The sequence below is a fragment of the Candidatus Laterigemmans baculatus genome, from assembly GCF_010367455.1.
GTDB classification, from domain to species: domain Bacteria; phylum Planctomycetota; class Planctomycetia; order Pirellulales; family Pirellulaceae; genus Laterigemmans; species Laterigemmans baculatus.
On sequence record NZ_WRPR01000045.1, the window covers coordinates 1 to 18,229 of the forward strand.

The 18,229-nt window shown below is 63.7% G+C and carries 12 protein-coding genes and 1 tRNA gene; 5 read left to right on the forward strand and 8 right to left on the reverse strand.

Going from position 1 to position 18,229, the window contains the following annotated elements:
* Positions 1-289: 289 nt before the first annotated feature.
* From GNK13_RS10245 to GNK13_RS10255, 3 genes are read right to left on the reverse strand one after another with little or no spacing between them, the layout of a single operon-like run.
* Positions 290-3,166 (reverse strand): c-type cytochrome domain-containing protein, encoded by a 2,877-nt coding sequence (locus GNK13_RS10245; protein WP_164102429.1) that lies wholly within the window; start codon positions 3,164-3,166, stop codon positions 290-292.
* A gap of 30 nt (positions 3,167-3,196) precedes the next feature.
* Positions 3,197-5,707 (reverse strand): DUF1549 domain-containing protein, encoded by a 2,511-nt coding sequence (locus GNK13_RS10250; protein WP_164102430.1) that lies wholly within the window; start codon positions 5,705-5,707, stop codon positions 3,197-3,199.
* A gap of 28 nt (positions 5,708-5,735) precedes the next feature.
* The gene (locus tag GNK13_RS10255; RefSeq protein ID WP_164102431.1) at positions 5,736-7,109 is read right to left on the reverse strand and encodes a DUF1501 domain-containing protein; all 1,374 of its coding nucleotides are present in this window, start codon (positions 7,107-7,109) and stop codon (positions 5,736-5,738) included.
* Positions 7,110-7,375: 266 nt separating this feature from the next.
* On the opposite strand from GNK13_RS10255, the gene GNK13_RS10260 reads away from it, so the two are divergent.
* Positions 7,376-8,584: a Gfo/Idh/MocA family protein gene (locus GNK13_RS10260; protein WP_235935023.1), complete on the forward strand. Its 1,209-nt coding sequence runs from the start codon at positions 7,376-7,378 to the stop codon at positions 8,582-8,584.
* Positions 8,585-8,777: 193 nt separating this feature from the next.
* A tRNA-Ala gene (locus tag GNK13_RS10265) sits at positions 8,778-8,850 on the forward strand.
* 56 nt (positions 8,851-8,906) lie between these two features.
* Here GNK13_RS10265 and GNK13_RS10270 read toward each other — a convergent pair.
* From GNK13_RS10270 to GNK13_RS10280, 3 genes are all read right to left on the reverse strand, one after another.
* Positions 8,907-9,245, reverse strand: coding sequence for a DUF1294 domain-containing protein (locus GNK13_RS10270; RefSeq protein WP_164102432.1), 339 nt, complete (start codon positions 9,243-9,245; stop codon positions 8,907-8,909).
* Between the two features lie 31 nt (positions 9,246-9,276).
* The gene (locus GNK13_RS10275) at positions 9,277-9,732 is read right to left on the reverse strand and encodes a VOC family protein (protein ID WP_164102433.1); all 456 of its coding nucleotides are present in this window, start codon (positions 9,730-9,732) and stop codon (positions 9,277-9,279) included.
* A 90-nt stretch (positions 9,733-9,822) separates the two neighbouring features.
* The gene (locus tag GNK13_RS10280) at positions 9,823-10,434 is read right to left on the reverse strand and encodes a DNA-3-methyladenine glycosylase family protein (protein ID WP_164102434.1); all 612 of its coding nucleotides are present in this window, start codon (positions 10,432-10,434) and stop codon (positions 9,823-9,825) included.
* 50 nt (positions 10,435-10,484) lie between these two features.
* Here GNK13_RS10280 and GNK13_RS10285 point away from each other — a divergent pair, with 50 nt between their 5' ends.
* On the forward strand, positions 10,485-11,039 hold the full coding sequence (locus GNK13_RS10285) for a sugar O-acetyltransferase (protein WP_164102435.1): 555 nt from the start codon (positions 10,485-10,487) through the stop codon (positions 11,037-11,039).
* A gap of 15 nt (positions 11,040-11,054) precedes the next feature.
* Here GNK13_RS10285 and GNK13_RS10290 read toward each other — a convergent pair whose 3' ends face one another.
* Complete coding sequence (locus GNK13_RS10290; RefSeq protein WP_164102436.1) at positions 11,055-12,137, reverse strand: tRNA dihydrouridine synthase; 1,083 nt, start codon at positions 12,135-12,137, stop codon at positions 11,055-11,057.
* A gap of 113 nt (positions 12,138-12,250) precedes the next feature.
* Here GNK13_RS10290 and GNK13_RS10295 point away from each other — a divergent pair, with 113 nt between their 5' ends.
* A complete protein-coding gene (locus GNK13_RS10295) occupies positions 12,251-13,366 on the forward strand; it encodes an aldose epimerase family protein (protein WP_164102437.1) in 1,116 nt (371 codons plus the stop codon).
* 5 nt (positions 13,367-13,371) lie between these two features.
* Here GNK13_RS10295 and GNK13_RS10300 read toward each other — a convergent pair whose 3' ends face one another.
* On the reverse strand, positions 13,372-14,658 hold the full coding sequence (locus GNK13_RS10300) for a hypothetical protein (RefSeq protein WP_164102438.1): 1,287 nt from the start codon (positions 14,656-14,658) through the stop codon (positions 13,372-13,374).
* Between the two features lie 226 nt (positions 14,659-14,884).
* On the opposite strand from GNK13_RS10300, the gene carB reads away from it, so the two are divergent.
* Positions 14,885-18,145, forward strand: coding sequence for a carbamoyl-phosphate synthase large subunit (gene carB, locus GNK13_RS10305; protein WP_164102439.1), 3,261 nt, complete (start codon positions 14,885-14,887; stop codon positions 18,143-18,145).
* Positions 18,146-18,229: the final 84 nt, after the last annotated feature.

The window sequence follows — 18,229 nt, forward strand, 5'->3', positions numbered from 1 at the left end:
CAGAGCCTAGCTGGACAGCGCCACTTTGGATTGGTTCGGAGCAGGACGGCTCGCGGAAAAATCGTTTAACGGCAAGCCGAAGGCGACTGTGTTTTAAAAAGCAGTCGCCTTCGGCTTGCCGTTAAACGACTTGGTAGCCAACTGCTGGGCACTGCGGACTTCATGGCAATTCAGCGTGAGAAAGTGGCGCTGTCCAACTAGCCCCCGGTTCCCGGAAACGCCGCAGAAACCGGACGCTAGCGCGTGGCGGCTGATTTAGCACATGGGCGCGCGGGGTGATGAATTCTCACTACTCCTCGACCACTTCCAACAACACCGGGGGCGAGGTGATTCCCCCTTCGATCGCTGCGGTGAGGTGGAACAGCCGTGGGCCGAGCGCGGCGGTCGGTGCGGCGGTGATGAAGAATTGCTGTCGATCGGAGCCGGGCAGAACCAGCAGCCCGCTGAGTCCAATGTTGTCGACGAACACGCCGTGCGGCATGTTCCGTCCCGCAAACTCGTTGCCCAACCGGATCTCCCCCTCGTTACCATGGCGATCGACGTGCACCACCGCCGAGATCGTCTCGCCGGGGCGAATCCGCAGCGTCGCAGTCTCTGAAGCAGCCACCGCCTCGGTAGCGGACGCATCGTCCGGGTCTCCGGCGGAGCTGCTGGCGTCGATGTCGGGAACGATCCGCAACGTTGCCTGCGGACGGGGGCCCGTCTTCAGTTCGCCCAGATCACCCGCGGCTCGCTCGACCACACGGCCGAGGATCTTGGCCCGCGCAACGACGCGCGGCGGAGCAAAGGTCTGATTGGCTGGCACATCGGCGTCGGCCCAGACGACACCAAACGCTTCGTTCTGTCCCGCTTCGATGACAACGTGCTCGGTCGCGTGCAAGCCCTCGGGCAATCCACTGATTTCGAACTCGACCGGACCCGGGTAGTCGTCGCTGCGGACAATTGCGACGCGGAATTCACGGCCGGCACCGGCGGGGATAGGCTGGGTGATCTTATCGACTCGAGGACGATAGTCGGGGGAAGCGGGGCGGAGGGTTAAGCGGTACTTGAAGTCCGCACCGCCGAGTCCTCGCGCGTCGCGAACCGCAATTTTGTAGCTCCCGTCGGACGGTGCGACGAACCGCAGACGGCTGTCCGAGCCGATCTGCCGAGAGCCGTCGTCATCGTTCAGGTAGGGGATCTCGAAAACGGGCAAACCGTTCGACGCCGGAGACTCGCCCGGAGCCAGTTCGCGAACGATGTAAGCCGGCTCTTGCAGCGCGTGGGTTACCGGCGTGGTGTCGAAAAAAGTCCATCGCGCGCCCGTCCCCGGGTAGACGTTGAACCCGCTGTCGGGACCGCGCGGATACATCCACAGCCGCGTCACTTCGCCTGCCGAGTAGAGGTAATCGTTCAGCTCCATCGCCTGCCAATCGAACAGGCGAAAGTCGTTGCTCTGCGTGGAGTCCTTCCCGCGAAAGGTAAAGTACGACTCGTGGACGGCTTGCAACCGCGTTCGCAGCACCGGTTGACTCGCCGCGTCGAACACCTGCACGACCGAATCGAGCGGCGAACCGTCGCGAGCCGCTTGGGTCTCGATCATCCACACTTCGCCGCGCCGCGCATCGAAGCGGAACCAGTCGACGGCCGCCGTGTCCCCGTCGCCCGCCTGCAAGACTCCTTGGACGATCGCGCCTCGCGGGAGCGGCATCGCTTGTTCGGAGCGTTGGTTTTCGCCGCCCGTCGGCTCTTGCAGTTCCGCCAAGGCTTCGACGGTCAGATAGATTTCCTCGATCGGCTGGGGCGAATCAGCAAACCGCGTCCCCTGAGCGGCCATGGCTTCGGGCCCGCTCGGCAGGTCGATCCAGCTCAGCGTTCCGTCCATCGATCCGACCACCGCTCGGTCCCCCGCCGGGTTGACGGCGATGTCGCTAATCAGATCCGAACCGTCGGGGAGATCGGAGACTTGAGACCAGGAAGCGGTATCGAACATCGTCAGCCGACCCGCCGCACTGGCGACGATCAGACGCTGGCCATCGGCGGTGAGCGTCAGACGCACGAGCGGTGCTTCGTCGGCGAACCGCGTCGCGACCAGCGGGTTTGTTCTCGCTCGCTCGCGGGAGACAAACTTCCAGACGCGAAATTGGTTATCCGCACTGCCGGCGACGATCCGCTCGCCATCGGGAGTGAAGGCGACCGACCACACTTCCCCTTGCGGCTGGGCAAGTGTGTCGAGCCGCTCACCGCTGGAGACCTTCCAGAGTTTGACCGTCTCGTCGGCACTGGCCGTTGCCAGCACGGCACCATCGGGAGAGAAAGCGACATCGAAGATCGCTCCGTTGTGACCGCTCAACGTTTGCAACAGTTCGCCGCTGGCCAAATCCCACAGCCGAACCTCCGCATCATAACCGGCGGTGGCTACCGTCTTGCCATCCGGTGAGAGGGCAGCCGCATAGAGAATGTCGCGGTGGCCGACCAGTTCCGCGATTCGCTCTCCGCTGGCGACCTCATAGACACTGGCTTGGCCGAATGCTCCGGTCACGCCGGAGGCGACGACCAGACGCCTGCCGTCGGAGCTGAACCGCAGATCGTTGACCTTGCCTGGCTGCTCCGGAAGCGTGCGGAGCGTTTTTTCGCTGCCGACTTCGACAATCTCGACGCTGCGGAAGCGGGCGACGGCCAAGTGCGGCTGTTGAGGCGCGAGGGCCACGGCAGTGATCGGCAACGGTTGGTTGCTGGTGCGTTCGATCTGAGGAGTCCGCGGCATCCGCCGCACCGGCGGGTCTCCCTCGGGGCCTTTGGCTCCCTGTTCGATCCAAAGTCGCAGCAGCGCTCGTTCGGCTTCGTTCGGGCCTTCCATGTCATCTGGCGGCATGACCGGTTCGATTCGGCCGGCGACCATTAGGAACAGCCGGCTGCTGTCGGGTTCGCCTGGGGTGATCGCCGGTCCGTGTTCGCCTCCGCCCAACAAGTCGGCGAACGAGTCGAGCACGAATTCGCCGTTGGCGTCATCGGCGGTGTGGCAGGCGACACAGTAGACTTCGAAGATCGGTGCGATATCGCGGCCATAGTCCACGGCTTCCGGTGGGGATCCGGTAGGGACCGCTTCGTCGGCCGCCGTGGTCGTCGGGTGCAGTGCGACAGCCAGCATCAGGATCGTCAGCGCGAAGGCGAATGGAACTCGCATGGGAAGCCGCCGAATGGGATCTGGAAAGACTTATTGGTTGAAGACGAATTCGGCGCTCGTGAGCACGCCCCAGCAGAGGTCCTCGATCGCTTGCCGCCGCGCGTCGGGACCATATTCCGAGATCACCGCGAGAAGTTGCTGCCGCTCGTCCTCGGTCGGATGCCGCGCCAAAGCCGCCAAGAATAACGCATCGACGATTTCTCGGTCGGATTGCTCGGCGGCTAGCCAACGGGTGATCCGATTGCCCTGGGCGGCTAGCTTTGGATTGAGCGTTTCGCCGTTCGACATATGAAGCACTTGCACCATGCTCGGCTCATCGCTCCGTTCGCATTCGCAGGTGATTTCCCGCGGATTGCGGCCGAAGGTTTGGAGGAAATACGATTCGACGGCCGAGTCGTACAACTCGATAGCCCGCGTTCCCGTGGGATAAAAATCAGTCGGGACTCGATCGGCGCCGGGGAAGGCCAGGGTCTCGAACCGCGTGCTGGTCTGCAGCGTTTGGTCGATCGCATCGAGCAGCACCTCGGCCATCATCCGGCGCGGATAGTAGCGGCTGTAGTAACGCGACTCGGCTTCGTTGTGTGGCAGCGGCTGACTGCTCCGCTGGTACGTTTCGCTCCGCAAAATCTCGCGGATCAAACGCTTGAGATCAAAATCGCTGTCGACGAGAAACTCGGACGCCGCGGCTAGCAAAGGCTCGTTGCTGGCCGGATTGCTCAGCCGCAGATCGTCGGGCTCTTCGATCAGCGCGACTCCGTAGAAGTTTTTCCAGATGCGATTGGTGATCGCACGCGTGAAATAAGGATTGTCCGCAGCGACCATCCAGTCGGCCAACGCCTCGCGACGATCTCCCGGGTCCTCGATCTCCAAGGGAGGTTGATCGAGTGCCGCCGGAGGCTGAGGTTTCCCGCGGGCGGGCTGGATCAAATCTCCGCTGGTGGCGACATATAAGGTTCGGATCCCGTCACCGTTACGCGAATCGCCACCCCAACCTTTTCCACGCACGCGGGCGAACATGTTGGCCATTGCGTAGTATTGATCGTTGGTCCATTTCTCGAGTGGGTGGTTGTGGCATTTGGCACATCCGATCGAGAGACCCAAAAAGGCCTGCGACGCGTTCTCCGTCATCGACTCGGGATCTTGATGCAGCGCGTAGAAGTTCGTCGCGCCGTTCTCCACGCTGCTTCCGCGAGCGGTCAGGATCGAGCGGACGAATTCGTCCCAAGGCACGTTGTCGCTGACTTGCTCCCGGATCCAACTGTAAAAAGCCTTCACACCGGCCGGCCGCAGCCGGGTGCCGTTGACGAGCAGTAAATCGCTCCACTTGTACGACCAGTAGTCGACAAAGTCCTCGCTGGAGAGCAGCGCCTCGATCAAGCGGTCGCGTTTGTCGCTCCGCGCATCGGCCAGGAAATCTTGAGTCTCGGTGAGCGTGGGGAGGCGGCCGATCGTGTCGATGCTCGCGCGGCGAATGAACGTCTCGTCGCTGCAGCGAGGTGACGGTTGGAGGTTCAGCGTCTGGAGTTGGCGGAGCACCAGTTCATCGATGAAGTTTCGCTGCGGGGCGTCCCGGTAAACCTCCTCGGCAACCTGGTAGGGATAGGGAACCGTGAAGCGGGCGAGCGCAACTTTGCTACTGAACCAGACGAGGACCGCCCCTTGGCCGCTTCCGCGAACCTCGACGCGGCCGCTCGGATCGACCCCCACGATGGACTCGTCGGTCGCGGTGAACTTGGCCCAGTGGGTTACATCCGCCACGCGTCCGTCGCTGTAGTGCGCTTGGACCAGCACCTGAGCGGCCTGTCCCTCGGCCAACATCGTCTCGCTCGGCAGCAGGCTGATCCGTTCGAGGCTCGGATCGTCCTGGCTCGGCGGAGCGGCACCGTTGGCGATCCAGCGGCTGAGGATTTGATAATCGCGCGAATCGAGCTCGAGTCGTAGCCCGCCCTTGTGCGGGAGCGCACCGGTCGGCTTGGCCAGCAGCAAACTGCGGCCGGGGTCTCCTGGTTCGATGCGCCGCCCGAGCGCTTCGCGAGTGATCGATTGGTAGTCGGCCAGCGGGTCGTAGCCGTGCAGGGAAAGCCGGAATCCGCCCTTGCCGGCCAGCGCCCCATGGCAGGCTCCGGCGTTGCAGCCGAGCTTGGCGAGAATCGGCTGGACGTCGTGGCGGAAGCTCCACGCATGCGGCGCGTCGGCGTTCTCCACCGTCACCTGGGCCCGCGACTCGCTGCCGTCGGCGGCTCGAGCGATGATCTCCGCTTGGCCATTGCCCACCGGGCGGACCACACCCGCGGCGACGACCGCGACCGAAGGATCGGACGATTCGAGCTCCATCCCCTCGGTGATGAGCGGCCCAGCGACGGGCTCGTCGCTGCTCGACAGCGACTCTGCCGCAGCGGGAGCCGTGCGGACCGCGATCACTCGCTGCTGGGCTTCGGGACCGCTCAGCGTGAACCGGTTCGGCAGTAACTGGAATTCGGCCGCGGAAGCCGCGACCGTGGAAAGTAGCGCTGCGGCTACGACCAGGATGCGTCGGGGCATAAAACTCTCGAGGGGCTTCGGTGGCGGTTTAGAACAGCTCGCGGATTTCTTGGACGCCGAAATCGACCAACGGGAAGGGGCGGCCTCCGGGACCGGGCAATTCGGCGTGCAAGTCGAGTCCCAGCGCGTGGAAGATGGTGGCGATGATCTCACCGGGCGGGGCAGGCCGGTCGGCTGGGACGCCACCGACCGGATCGCTCGCGCCGACCGCACGGCCTCCCTGGACGCCGCCGCCAGCGAACGTGCAGGAAAAACATTGGGGCCAGTGGTCGCGTCCACCGGCCGGATTGACTTTGGGGGTCCGGCCGAATTCGGCCAGCCCCGCGACGAGCGTCGTCTCGAGCATCCCCCGTTGATCCAGGTCGGAGATCAAGGCGGAGTAAGCCTGGTCGTACATCGGAGCAACGATGTCCTTCATCCCTTCGATGCTCGTAAAAGGTTTGCTGCCGTGGATGTCCCAGGTGATTTCGTTGAACACGGTCAGGAACGTATTGACCGTCACGAAGCGGACTCGGGCTTCCACCAGGCGGCGGGCGAGCAGACAGCATTGGCCGAGGCGATTCATGCCGTACCGCTCGCGGACGCTCTGCGGTTCCTTGCTCAGATCGAACGCTTCCCGCGCCTGCGGGCTGCTCATCAAGCGGTAAGCCGCCTGGAAATTATCGTCGAGCAGACTGGCCGGTTCGGTCGCTTCGAGATGGCTCATCCGCGCTTCGACGGCGGCCCGCATCCGTCGCCGACGATCGATCCGGACGTCCCCGAGCGACTGGGGCGGGAGCAGGTCGGGGACCTTGAAGTCGGGCTGGCTCGGGTCGGCCATCAGTGCGAACGGATCGTAAGCCATGCCGAGAAATCCGCCCGCTTGGCCGTTGGGCAGATTGCCGCCCCCCCGCCCCATCGTCTCGGGCAACACGACGTGCGGGGGAAGATCGCTGCGCCGCCCCTTGAGGTACTGGACGACCGCGCCGGCGTGCGGGTAGTTGACGCCGCCGGTGAACTGCCGCCCGGTCTGCATCATCTGCCAGCCCGCGTCGTGGACCGCCGCCGCGGTGTGGTAGCAGCTGCGGACGATCGAGAACTTGTCGCCGATCGCCGCATGTCCGGGGAGGATCTCCGATACTTGGAAATCGCCCCGCGTGTCGATCGGCTTGAAGGGGCCGCGAACTTCGGCCGGGGCTTCCGGCTTCATGTCAAAGGTGTCGAGCTGCGAGGGCGCACCAAGATTGAAGATCATGATGCAGGAGCGATCGTCCTTGGCCGGGTCGACCGCACCGGCGGCGCGGGCCGCCAGGAAGCTGGGCAGCCCCAAACCGATCGCCCCCAACGTTCCCACCTGCAAGAAGTCACGCCGGGTGACTCCGTTGCAGGTATGCGATGCGCCTCGCCCGGTCAGATTTAACATTCGAATCCTCTCCTCGCTCGCCGCAATCTCGATTGTTTCGCGAGTCAATCCCCGGTCCTGCGGCTGCGTTCTGGACCGCGGGAAGAGGGGGGGCGCCTCGGGGCTATTCTATCAGCTGGCGCGGCGGCTCGCCGCTGCGAGTACAATCGCCGGCCAGCGAGCCGCAGCGGAACGAATCAGCAGGGCTCGACACTGCGAGGCTCGACGCAGCGCGGCTCTACCGGGCTTCACTCGAAGCGGCGGGAACGATGACAGGACATGCGACGGTGAATCGGCGGACAATGCTCGCGGCGCTCGCAGCGATGCCCGCAGCCTGCGGCGGTCTAAGCCCTTCGGCGGCGATCCGAACGGCGCTCGCCGCGGCGGCGAACCCGCGCCGCGTGGGCGTCATCGGTCACACCGGCCGAGGCAACTACGGGCATGGGCTCGATACGCTCTGGCTCGAGTTACCCGAGACGAAAATTGTGGCGGTCGCGGATGCGGACGCGGCCGGCTTGGAGGCGGCTAAGCAGCGGTTGCGGGTCGAGGCGGGGTTTGCGGATTATCGCCAGATGCTCCAAACGGCGCGGCCGGAGATCGTCGCGGTGTGTCCGCGGCATCCCGATCAACATCTCGAGATGACGCTCGCCGCGATCGACGCCGGGGCTCGCGGGATCTACATCGAAAAACCCTTCTGCCGCACGCCAGCCGAAGCGGACGAGATCCGCGCTGCCTGCGAGCGGTCCGGGGCGAAGCTGGCCGTTGCGCACCGCAACCGTTACCACCCCACGCTGCAAGCGATCGACCAATTGGTCGCCGAAGGAGAGATCGGGCGGCTGCTGGAAATCCGGGGCCGAGGCAAAGGGGATCGTCGCGGTGGCAGCGAGGACCTGTGGGTCCTCGGCTCGCACGTGCTGAACTTGATCCACTACTTTGCCGGAACGCCCCGATCGTGCTCGGCGGTGGTTCGCCGCGGGGGCCGCGCGATCACTCAAGAAGACGTTAGGCCGGGTAGCGAAGGGCTCGGCCCCTTGGCGGGCGACGAAGTGCATGCCCGCTACGAGACCGAGCGCGGGATCGTGGCGTACTTCGATTCGATCGCCAACGATGGAACCGGCGGCGCGGGCTTTGGACTGCAGCTCATCGGCAGCGAAGGGGTGATCGACGTGGACTGCGACCGCTCGCCGCTGGCTCACCTCCGCCGCGGAAACCCGTTCGCCGTGGACTCGAGTGCCACTCCCTGGGTTCCCATCTCGTCGGCCGGTGCGGGGGTCCCTGAGCCCCGCCGCGATCTGTCCGCTTTGGTCAATCAGCACCAGGGGCCGGCTCGCGATCTGATCGAAGCGATCGCCCTCGACCGACCGCCGCGGTGCGATTTGGAGGAGGGAGCGATGACGGTGGAGATGATTTGTGCGGTGTTCGAATCGCACCGTCAGGAGGGTCGCAGCGTCTCCATTCCGCTGGCCGAGCGGAGCCATCCGCTGCTGCGGCTGTAGGTCTCCCCCGGCACCGAACGGCGGAGCGGCGACGGGGATATTTTTGACTCCATTCGCCCATTGACGCCTCGCGGCGGTCCATGCTAATTTTCTCGTCCCGCAAGGATGACAGGGGCCACGCGATCCACTCTTCGCATCGGCCCCCTGGAAATCCTTCCTGATGCGGTTAGCATTGGGGAAACGGAAATCTCGAGGGGGATTAGCTCAGCTGGGAGAGCGCTACAATGGCATTGTAGAGGTCAGGGGTTCGAGCCCCCTATCCTCCACCTCACGCAAGGCACTCGCGGTTCGCTGCGAGTGCCTTTTTTGTTGCGCGGTGGGCTCAGGTAATCGCGTAGGCCAGTGCGGCGACTGCTGCGACGTGGAGCAGGGCGGCCAGCCAGAATACGACCAGAAAACGCACCTTCCGCGTTTTGTGCCGAAAATGCCGCTGGCCCCATAGAGCTCCCGGCCAGCCCCCCGCGAGCGCCAGCAGGTGCAGCGTCCGTTCGGGGATCCGCCGCCCACCGCGCGTCGCACGCCGCTTGTCGAATCCGTAAGCGACAAAGCTCACGCAGCTGCTCATGGCGACGAGCCCGGCGTAGCACAGGGCAGCGATTCCGAAAGTCGAGCCGGGCATATCGAGGCGGTTCACGTCGAGGAGGTGGCGGGCGAGAGCCATGATCGATGGTGGCCAATGGAGTCGGCGCTGCTCACTCCTCTTCGTACATCACGTTGAAGCGTCGCTGCATCTCTTCGGGCGACACCTCCTCGGTCTTCGAGCCCAAGATCCATTCGTGGCCGAAGGGGTCGAGGACGCGGGACGAACGCTCCCCATAGAACTGATCTTTGGGTTCCATCAGCACGCTCGCTCCGGTCTCTGCGGCCTGAGTGGTCATGGCATCAACGTCGTCCACGTGCAAATGGATCGACGATCCGCTCCCTCCGAACGCCTGTGGACCCTGGATGCCGTACTCGGGATACTCGTCCGAGAGCATCAGCACCGCATCGCCAAACCGCAGCTGCGCGTGTCCGACGCGGCCGTCCGGAGCGGTCAACCGAAACATTTCCTCGGCACCAAATGCTTCTCGATAGAACTCGATCGCCGCGTCGGCATCTCGCACACGCAGGTAGGGAAAAACTTCGTGGATGATATGCTTTCTGGACATCGCGACAGATCTCACGGGCGGAATGAGTTGGCGAACCGATCGAGGCGCAAACGGAAATATGAAATCACATACCGAGTATTTCTGACGGAGTTAGCGTGGGGGAAGTTCTAAAAACCGCCAGCAATACCACGCACCGATGCTCGCGTACGGTTGCCAGCGGCGACCGATCTCGTGGGATTCGCCACTGGAGGGCAATGCGTCGAGGCCATACAGCCGGCGAATCGCAGTCCGCACCCCCAGGTCATCGGCGGGAAACACATTCAGTCGGCGGAGCCCAAAGATCAGGAACATCTGCGCCGACCAGCGGCCGATCCCCTTCACCTGAGTCAGCTCCTCGATGATCTCCTCGTCCGAGTAGCGCCCGATCCGCGACAAGCGAACCGTCCCGTCGCTGCACTTGGCGGCTAGGTCGAGGAGGTAGCTCGCTTTCTGACGCGAGAGTCCCAGCGCGCGGAGTTCGTCGAGCGTCAGTCGGGCGACCGATTCGGGAGAGACTTTCGCCGGTTTAAGATGAGCTTCAAACCGGGCGCGAATGGTCCGCGCCGCCGAGGTGGAGATTTGCTGAGAGATGATGGAGCCGACCAGCGTCCGAAAGCGGTCGCGACGCGGCCTGAGCGTGCAGGGGCCTACTTGCCGAATGACCTCGGCCAAGACAGAGTCATTGGAAGCGAAGTGGCGGTCAATCGAAGGGTGGTCGAGCATGCGGTGGCGTCCGCTCGGTCGTCGTGGTGTCGGAAGGAAAGCAGGTCACGATGCGCACCGAAACCGAAAAGATGTTGGCCGGCGAGTTGTATGATCCGCAGGATCCCGAACTCGTGCATCGTCGAGAGCAGGCTCGCAATCTGTGCCAGGACCTCAATGCAACGCGGGAAGCGGAGCAAACGGCTCGGCGGGAAATTCTTCAAAAATTATTCGCCCGCGGCGGGGACTCCGTCTGGATGCAGCCTCCGTTCTACTGCGACTACGGATCGAATATCTATCTCGGCGAGCGGGTGTACTTCAACTTCAACTGCATCGTGCTGGACGTCTGCCCGGTGCATATCGGGAGCTTTACGTTTTTCGGTCCGGCCGTGCAGATTTATACCGCGACCCACCCCATGGATGCCAAGCTGCGCCGCCATCAGGAGTTTGGCAAGCCGGTGAGCATCGGTTCGGATGTGTGGGTCGGGGGCGGAGCAATCCTCTGCCCGGGCGTGACGATCGGCGATCGAACCGTCATCGGAGCCGGGAGCGTGGTGACGCGTGAGATGCCCGCGGGAGTTTTTGCCGCCGGCAATCCCTGTCGAGTGATCCGCGCCCTCGAGTGAGTCCTCAGGCCTCTACTACTCTTCCTGCGATCGGTGGATGCCCTCGGGGGGATACTGTCCTTCGCCCGTGGCATAGAACTCCTCGAGGACTTGCCAGAGTTCTTCCGCCGAGCGGAGCCGGACGACGCGGAGCCGCACGGTTTCGTGTTGGGGATGGCTCGCCGAGTACTTGATTGCGAATTTTCGCATCAGCAGCGGAGCCCGCTCGGGGCCGTAGATTTGTTCGATCAGCCGAAAATGTTCCCGGATCACCGCGGCCTGTTCGGGGAGCGAGGGCGGCGGGGGCAACGGCTCTCCGGCGGCCAGGGCTTGGGCCTGCGCGAAGATCCAGGGATTGCCGATCGCACCCCGGGCCACGGTCACGCCGTCGACGCCCGTCTCGGCGATCATCCGCAAGCAGTCGGCGGCGGAAAACAGATCGCCGCTGCCGAGCACGGAGATGCGTCCGGCGACGTGGCGGGTCACTTCGGCCAGGAACGACCAGCGGCTCGGCCCGATGTAACGCTGTGCGACGGTCCGCCCGTGGACGGTCACGCCGGCGACTCCCGCCTCGATGGCTCCATCAAGGATGCGAAAAAAGTTCTCGCGAGCTTCGTCCGTGTCATCGATGCCGCGCCGCATTTTGACCGTCACCGGCAGATGAGCCGGTACGATGTCGCGGGTCCGCCGGATGATGTCCAGAGCCACGTCGGGCTGCGAGAGGTGGAACCCGCCCCGGCAGCGGCCGAGGACTTTTTTCACCGGGCAGCCGAAGTTGATATCGATGACGTCAAAGCCCGCCGCCGCTAGTCGCTCGGCGCCGGCGGCGAACTGCTCGGGCTCGGCCCCCATCAGCTGGCCGCCCACGGGGTGCTCCTCGTCGGCGATCGCCAGAAAATGCTGGGTCTTTCGCCGCTCACCGATCGCGAGCAGGAACTGGTCGAGCATCACTTCGCACACCGAGTACGAAGCGCCGTGCCGCCGCGCCAGGACGCGCATCGGCAAATCGCTGTAGCCCGACAGGGCGGCTTGCACCACCGGAAAGCCAATCCGCAGCGGACCGATCGAGAGGGGGAGCAGATTCGACGAGGCGGGCGAAGTCGCAGGAAACACAGGCATCCGTGGGCAAGTCGCAAGCGGGCGAGCGGAGTTCGCTGTCGGGGGATTCGGTGTCGGCTATGCTGAACGGCCGACACGGTGCATTCTAGGCGGTCGAAGGCGAGGAGTAGTCGATGTCACGTCACCTTTTGCTGATCGCGATCAGCCTGTTGGTAACCGGATCCACGACCTTGGGGGCTGAGGAGAGACCATTGAAGATCGAATCTGAAGTTTGGGGACAGACGGCGGACGGACGCAACGTGCATCGCTTTACGTTGACCAACGCCAGCGGACATTCGGTGGAGATGATCGATTGGGGAGCGACGCTGGTTGCCGTCCGCGTTCCCGACCGGGACGGCAAGATCGAAAACGTGGTGCTCGGCTTCGAGCGTCTCGAGGGTTATCTCCAGCGGCATCCCTACTTCGGTTCGACGGTGGGGCGATTCTGCAACCGGATCGGCGGCGCACGGTTCACGCTCGACGGGACCGAGTACCGTTTGGCTGCCAACCTCGGCGAAACCCACATCCACGGTGGCAAAGTCGGTTTCGATGCCCAGCTCTGGGACGCCGAGACGTTCGAAAACGGTGAGACGATCGGAATCCGCTTTCGGCTGGTCAGCCCCGATGGACAGGAGGGTTACCCGGGGACGCTCGAAGTGGTCGCCGAATACAGCTGGAACAATCAGAACGAGCTGGCCTACACGTTCACCGCCACGACCGACAAGCCGACCGTGGTCAACTTGACCAACCATGTTTACTGGAATTTGGCCGGTGCCGGCAATGGGCTCGTGCGGGATCACCGGATCGAGATCGAGGCCGATCAAGTTCTGGATGTCGACGCCACGCTGGTCCCGACCGGCAAGCTCAATGAGATCGCTGACACGCCTCTCGATTTCCGCACGAGCCGCGCGATCGGCGAGTCGATCGACCAGCTGCCCGAGACCAAAGGCTACGACCACTGCTACGTCGTTCGCGGCAAAAAGGGGACGCTGCGTGCGGCGGCTCGCGTGATCGATCCCCAGTCGGGACGGATCATGGACGTCCGCACGACGCAGCCGGGGATGCAGCTTTACACCGGAAACCATCTGGCGGGGAACGACTCGAGTGCCGGATTCGGCCAGCACTCGGCGTTCTGCCTCGAGACGCAGCACTATCCGGACGCGCCCAACAAACCCGATTTTCCCTCGACGCGTCTCGATCCCGATCAGACGATGAGCGAGACGACGGTGCACGTGTTCAGCACCGAGTGACGCGGCTAGCTCGGCGTCCCGAAGGGCTCGCCGCCACCCGGCTTCGCCGTGCTGCCCAGAGTTCCTGGACCGAAACCGGGCGGGGAGACGGTCGGCGGCAGTCCCCTGGGATCGCTGAGCGGTTGGCTGGTCATCAGCAGGTACCCGACTCCGGCGACCAGGAAGGTCAACGGGGTGGTCGCGATCTGGCCGATGCAACAGGTCAGCACGCCGATGATCCCGAGGACCATGTTGATCAGGAAGAACAGAAACGTGTTCAGCTTGTTGTTGATCCCGATCGCGTAGCCGGTGCGAATCGCTTCCATTCCTGAAGCTCGACCGTCGCTGGCCAAGTACACCGACGGCCAAAGCAGAAAGAACATCACGATGTAGACGACGGTGAACAATAAGCCGCCGACCACTGCGGCCGCGACTCCGGCCCCGTCGTTCTGGCCCGTCGCAAAGTAGACGACCGCCCCAAGCCCGGCGACGACCGCTGCGAGGGCGACGAGCACGAAGATCGGGATCAACAGGGTCAGGATGACGCGGCCAAAAATCCCCGGGTTGGGAAACATCACCGAGACCGGCGTCGGTTGATCGCGGGCGACCGACAGCGCGGTGCGGATCAGCCCCACGGTCAGGTAAAACCCGATGATCGACGAGAGGAAGCTGAACAGCATGCTGGCCCCGAAGGCGATTTCCTGACCACCAGCCCCGGCGACCATGGGGATGATCTGGTTCACGATGCTGCTGGCAATGTTGTAGCCGAAGACGATCAGCCCGCCGATCACGAGCGGTTGCCAACGCTCAGTGAAAATCGCCCACGCGGCGGAAACGATCGCGTCGATGTTCGGGGTCTGAATCCGCAGTTCCCCCGCTTCGAGCGGAGCGGCCGACGCGGCAGCCATCCCCGAGCGGACCGCGTAGGGATTGTCGAACGACTCGGCCGGTCGATCCACGGGCATCGAAAACCCATCGCCGCCGCCGCCGAACGAACGGGCCGGTTTGTGGGGCGGGGCCCCGGACGTTCCTCCTAGCTCCCCATAATTGCCTTGGCCTGATTGGCTGCCCTGGCCTGATGGGCTGCGGAATTCGGAATGGGGGCTGCTGGGAACGCTGTGGCTCGGCGGGGTGGTTGGGGTGGTTGGGGTGGTTGGGGTGGTGGAGGCAGGCGGAGCGGCCTCGCCTGGTTGCGGCGAAGCGACGACGAAAGTCGACTGGCAGGCGGGGCAGCGAGCCTTGCGGCCGATCGCCGCGGTCGGCAATTCCAACGTGGCGCCGCACTCCGGGCAGGACTGTCGAGTGGTCTCCATCGATACCCCTTGGTTTTATACAATGCGACGAATGGGACAGCGGACTCACCGGGACGAGCCCCACCGATGGGGACACGCGAGTCTGCGGGACTGAGGTTTTAGCAGCAATTCGGTTCGGATGCCGAGCTTCGCTTGGCCATCTCCCGTTCCGCCGGCATTCTGCTATTGTTTTCCAGAATTTAACGTCCGCCTTGGTATCCAATCAGTCAAACCGGGACCTTCGCCCGTGCCTGCACGCGACGACCTAAAAAAAATTCTTCTGATCGGCAGTGGCCCTATTGTTATCGGCCAAGCCTGCGAATTCGATTACTCGGGCACCCAAGCCTGCAAAGCGCTCCGCGAGGAGGGCTACGAAGTCGTGTTGGTCAACAGCAATCCAGCGACCATCATGACCGATCCGGCCACCGCCGATGCGACCTACATTGAGCCGCTCACGTGGCAGCTCATCGAGAAGGTGATCGAGCGGGAGCGGCCCGACGCCCTGCTGCCGACGCTCGGTGGCCAGACCGCACTGAATCTGGCGATGGAGCTGTCGCAGCATGGAGTGCTGGAGAAGTATGGCGTCGAGATGATCGGTGCCAACGCCGTGGCGATCGCCAAAGCCGAGGAGCGGGACCAGTTCAAGGAGGCGATGGAGAAGATCGGGCTGGACGTCTGCGTCGGCGAGACCGTCCATACGCTCGAAGAAGCCCGAGCAGCGCTGACGAAAGTCGGCCTGCCCTGCGTCGTCCGCCCCAGCTTCACGCTCGGCGGCTCCGGTTCGGCGATTGCCTACAACCGCGATGAATTCGATTCGCTGGTCAAAAATGGCCTCGACCAGAGTCCGGTGACCGAAGTCCTGATCGAAGAATCGATCATCGGCTGGAAAGAGTACGAGATGGAGGTCATGCGCGATCAGGACGACAACGTCGTCATCATCTGCGCGATCGAAAACTTCGACCCGATGGGCGTGCACACCGGAGACTCGATCACGGTCGCCCCGGCCCAAACTTTGACCGACAAAGAATACCAGCGAATGCGGGATGCTTCGCTGGCGGTGATCCGCGAAATCGGCGTCGAGACCGGGGGAAGCAACATTCAGTTCGCCGTCCACCCCAAGACCGGGCGGATGATCGTGATCGAGATGAACCCCCGCGTCTCTCGTTCGAGCGCCCTGGCCAGCAAGGCGACCGGATTTCCGATCGCCAAAATCGCGGCCAAGCTGGCGGTCGGTTATCGGTTGTGGGAACTGCCCAACGACATCACTCAGAAGACCAAGGCCTGCTTCGAGCCGACGATCGATTACGTCGTCACCAAGATCCCTCGCTTTGCCTTCGAAAAATTCCCCGAAGCCAACGCGACGCTGACGACGCAGATGAAGAGCGTCGGCGAAACGATGGCGATCGGCCGGACGTTCAAGGAGTCGCTCCAAAAAGCGCTGCGAGGATTGGAGATCGGCGTCTTTGGACTCGGCTCCGACAGCAAGGATCGGTGGGGCCGCGAAGATGCTCCCGACAGCGACGAGATCACTGCTCGACTGACGGTTCCAGGTGCCGGCCGGATCTTCTTTATCCGCTACGCGATGCTGGCGGGGATGAGCCAGGACGAGATTTACGAGCTGACCGGAATCGATCATTGGTTCCTCGATTCGATCGCCCAGATCGTCGAACTGGAGCAGGAACTCCGCGGGCTGGAGAACTTGGAGGCGGTTTCGGCGGAGATGATGTGGAAGGCCAAACGCTTTGGCTTCTCCGATCGCCAGCTGGGAACGATCTACCGCAAAACCGAGCTGCAAGTCCGCGCCCGCCGCAAAGAGCTGGGCATCCGGCCGGTCTTCAAGAGCGTCGATACGTGTGCGGCGGAGTTCGAGGCCTACACGCCTTACTTCTACAGCAGCTACGAGCAGGAGAACGAAGTCCCGGCCAAGGGCGACAAGCCGCGGGTGATGATCCTCGGCGGCGGACCCAACCGAATCGGCCAGGGGATCGAGTTCGACTATTGCTGCTGTCACGCGAGTTACGCCCTCCGCGAACTGGGCGTCGAAAGCGTGATGGTCAACAGCAACCCCGAGACGGTCAGCACCGACTATGACACCAGCGATTTGCTGTTCTTCGAGCCGCTGACGATCGAAGATGTTCTGAACATCTGCGACGTGGTCCAGCCCGACGGAGTGATCGTCCAGTTCGGCGGCCAAACGCCGCTGAACCTCGCCCGCGGATTGCAGGACGCGGGGGTCCCGATCATCGGCACCACCGTCGACACGATCGAAGCGACCGAGGACCGCGGCCAATTCCAAAAACTGATCGAGGGACTCGGCCTGCACCAGCCGCCGGCCGGGATGGCCCGGACGATGAGCCAGGCGCGGTCGGAGGTCAAACGGATCGGATTCCCGGTGCTCGTCCGCCCGAGCTTCGTGCTCGGCGGCCGCGCGATGGAAATCTGCTACGACCAAGCCCAGTTCGACCGCTACGTCGCCGAGGCATTCGTCGTCGCCGAAGGCCAGCCGGTGCTGATCGACCGTTTCCTCGAGGACGCGACCGAAGTCGATGTCGATGCGCTCTGCGACCGCAATACGTGCATGATCATGGGGATCATGGAGCACATCGAAGAAGCGGGCGTGCACTCGGGTGACTCGGCGTGTGCGATCCCGCCGTACAGTCTGCCCGAAGAGGTCCTGACGGTGATCCGCCAAGCGACCGTGAGCCTCGCCAAACGGTTGGGCGTGGTGGGACTGATGAACATCCAGTTCGCCGTCAAGCAGGAAGAGAGCGGTCCGGTCGTCTACGTCTTGGAAGTCAATCCGCGGGCGAGCCGCACCGTACCGTTCGTTGCCAAAGCGACCGGTGTGCCGGTCGCCGGACTCGCGACGCAGGTGATGTATGGAAAGACGCTCGAACAGATCGGGCTGACCGAAGAGCCGCGACCGCGCCATGTTTCGGTCAAGGAAAGCGTCTTCCCGTTCCGCAAGTTTGCCGGCGTCGACATCGTCCTCGGCCCCGAGATGCGGTCGACCGGCGAAGTCATGGGAGTCAGCGACTCGTTCGCCCTGGCGTTTGCCAAAAGTCAGCTGGCCGCCGGCTCGGTGCTGCCGGAGAAAGGCAACATCTTCATCAGCTTTTCCTCGCGGCAGAAAGATCGGGTCGTCGACATCAGCCGGCGGTTGACCGACCTCGGGTTCTCGATCCTGGCGACCACCGGGACCGCCGAACGGCTGGAGAAAGCTGGAATCCCGGTGACCCGCGTTCGCAAGATCGCCGAAGGCCACCCGAACCTGATCGACTACCTCAAGAACGACGACGTGCAGTTGATCTTGAATACGCCGAGCGGCAAGGGAGCGCGGACCGACGAAGGGAAGATCCGGGCGACCGCCGTCCAGCACGGGATTCCCTGCATCACGACGATCACCGGCGCGACCGCAGCCATCCTCGCCATGGAAGCGCTTCGCGAAGGCGAAATGACCGTCCAGTCGCTCCAAGACCGCTACGCCGAAAAGACGGTCGAAGTCTGAGGAGCGGGAAGCAGTTCGACCACCCTCCCCCCGGGAGGGTCGCGAGGAACGAGCGGGGAGGGCTGACTAATATCGACGCGAGGG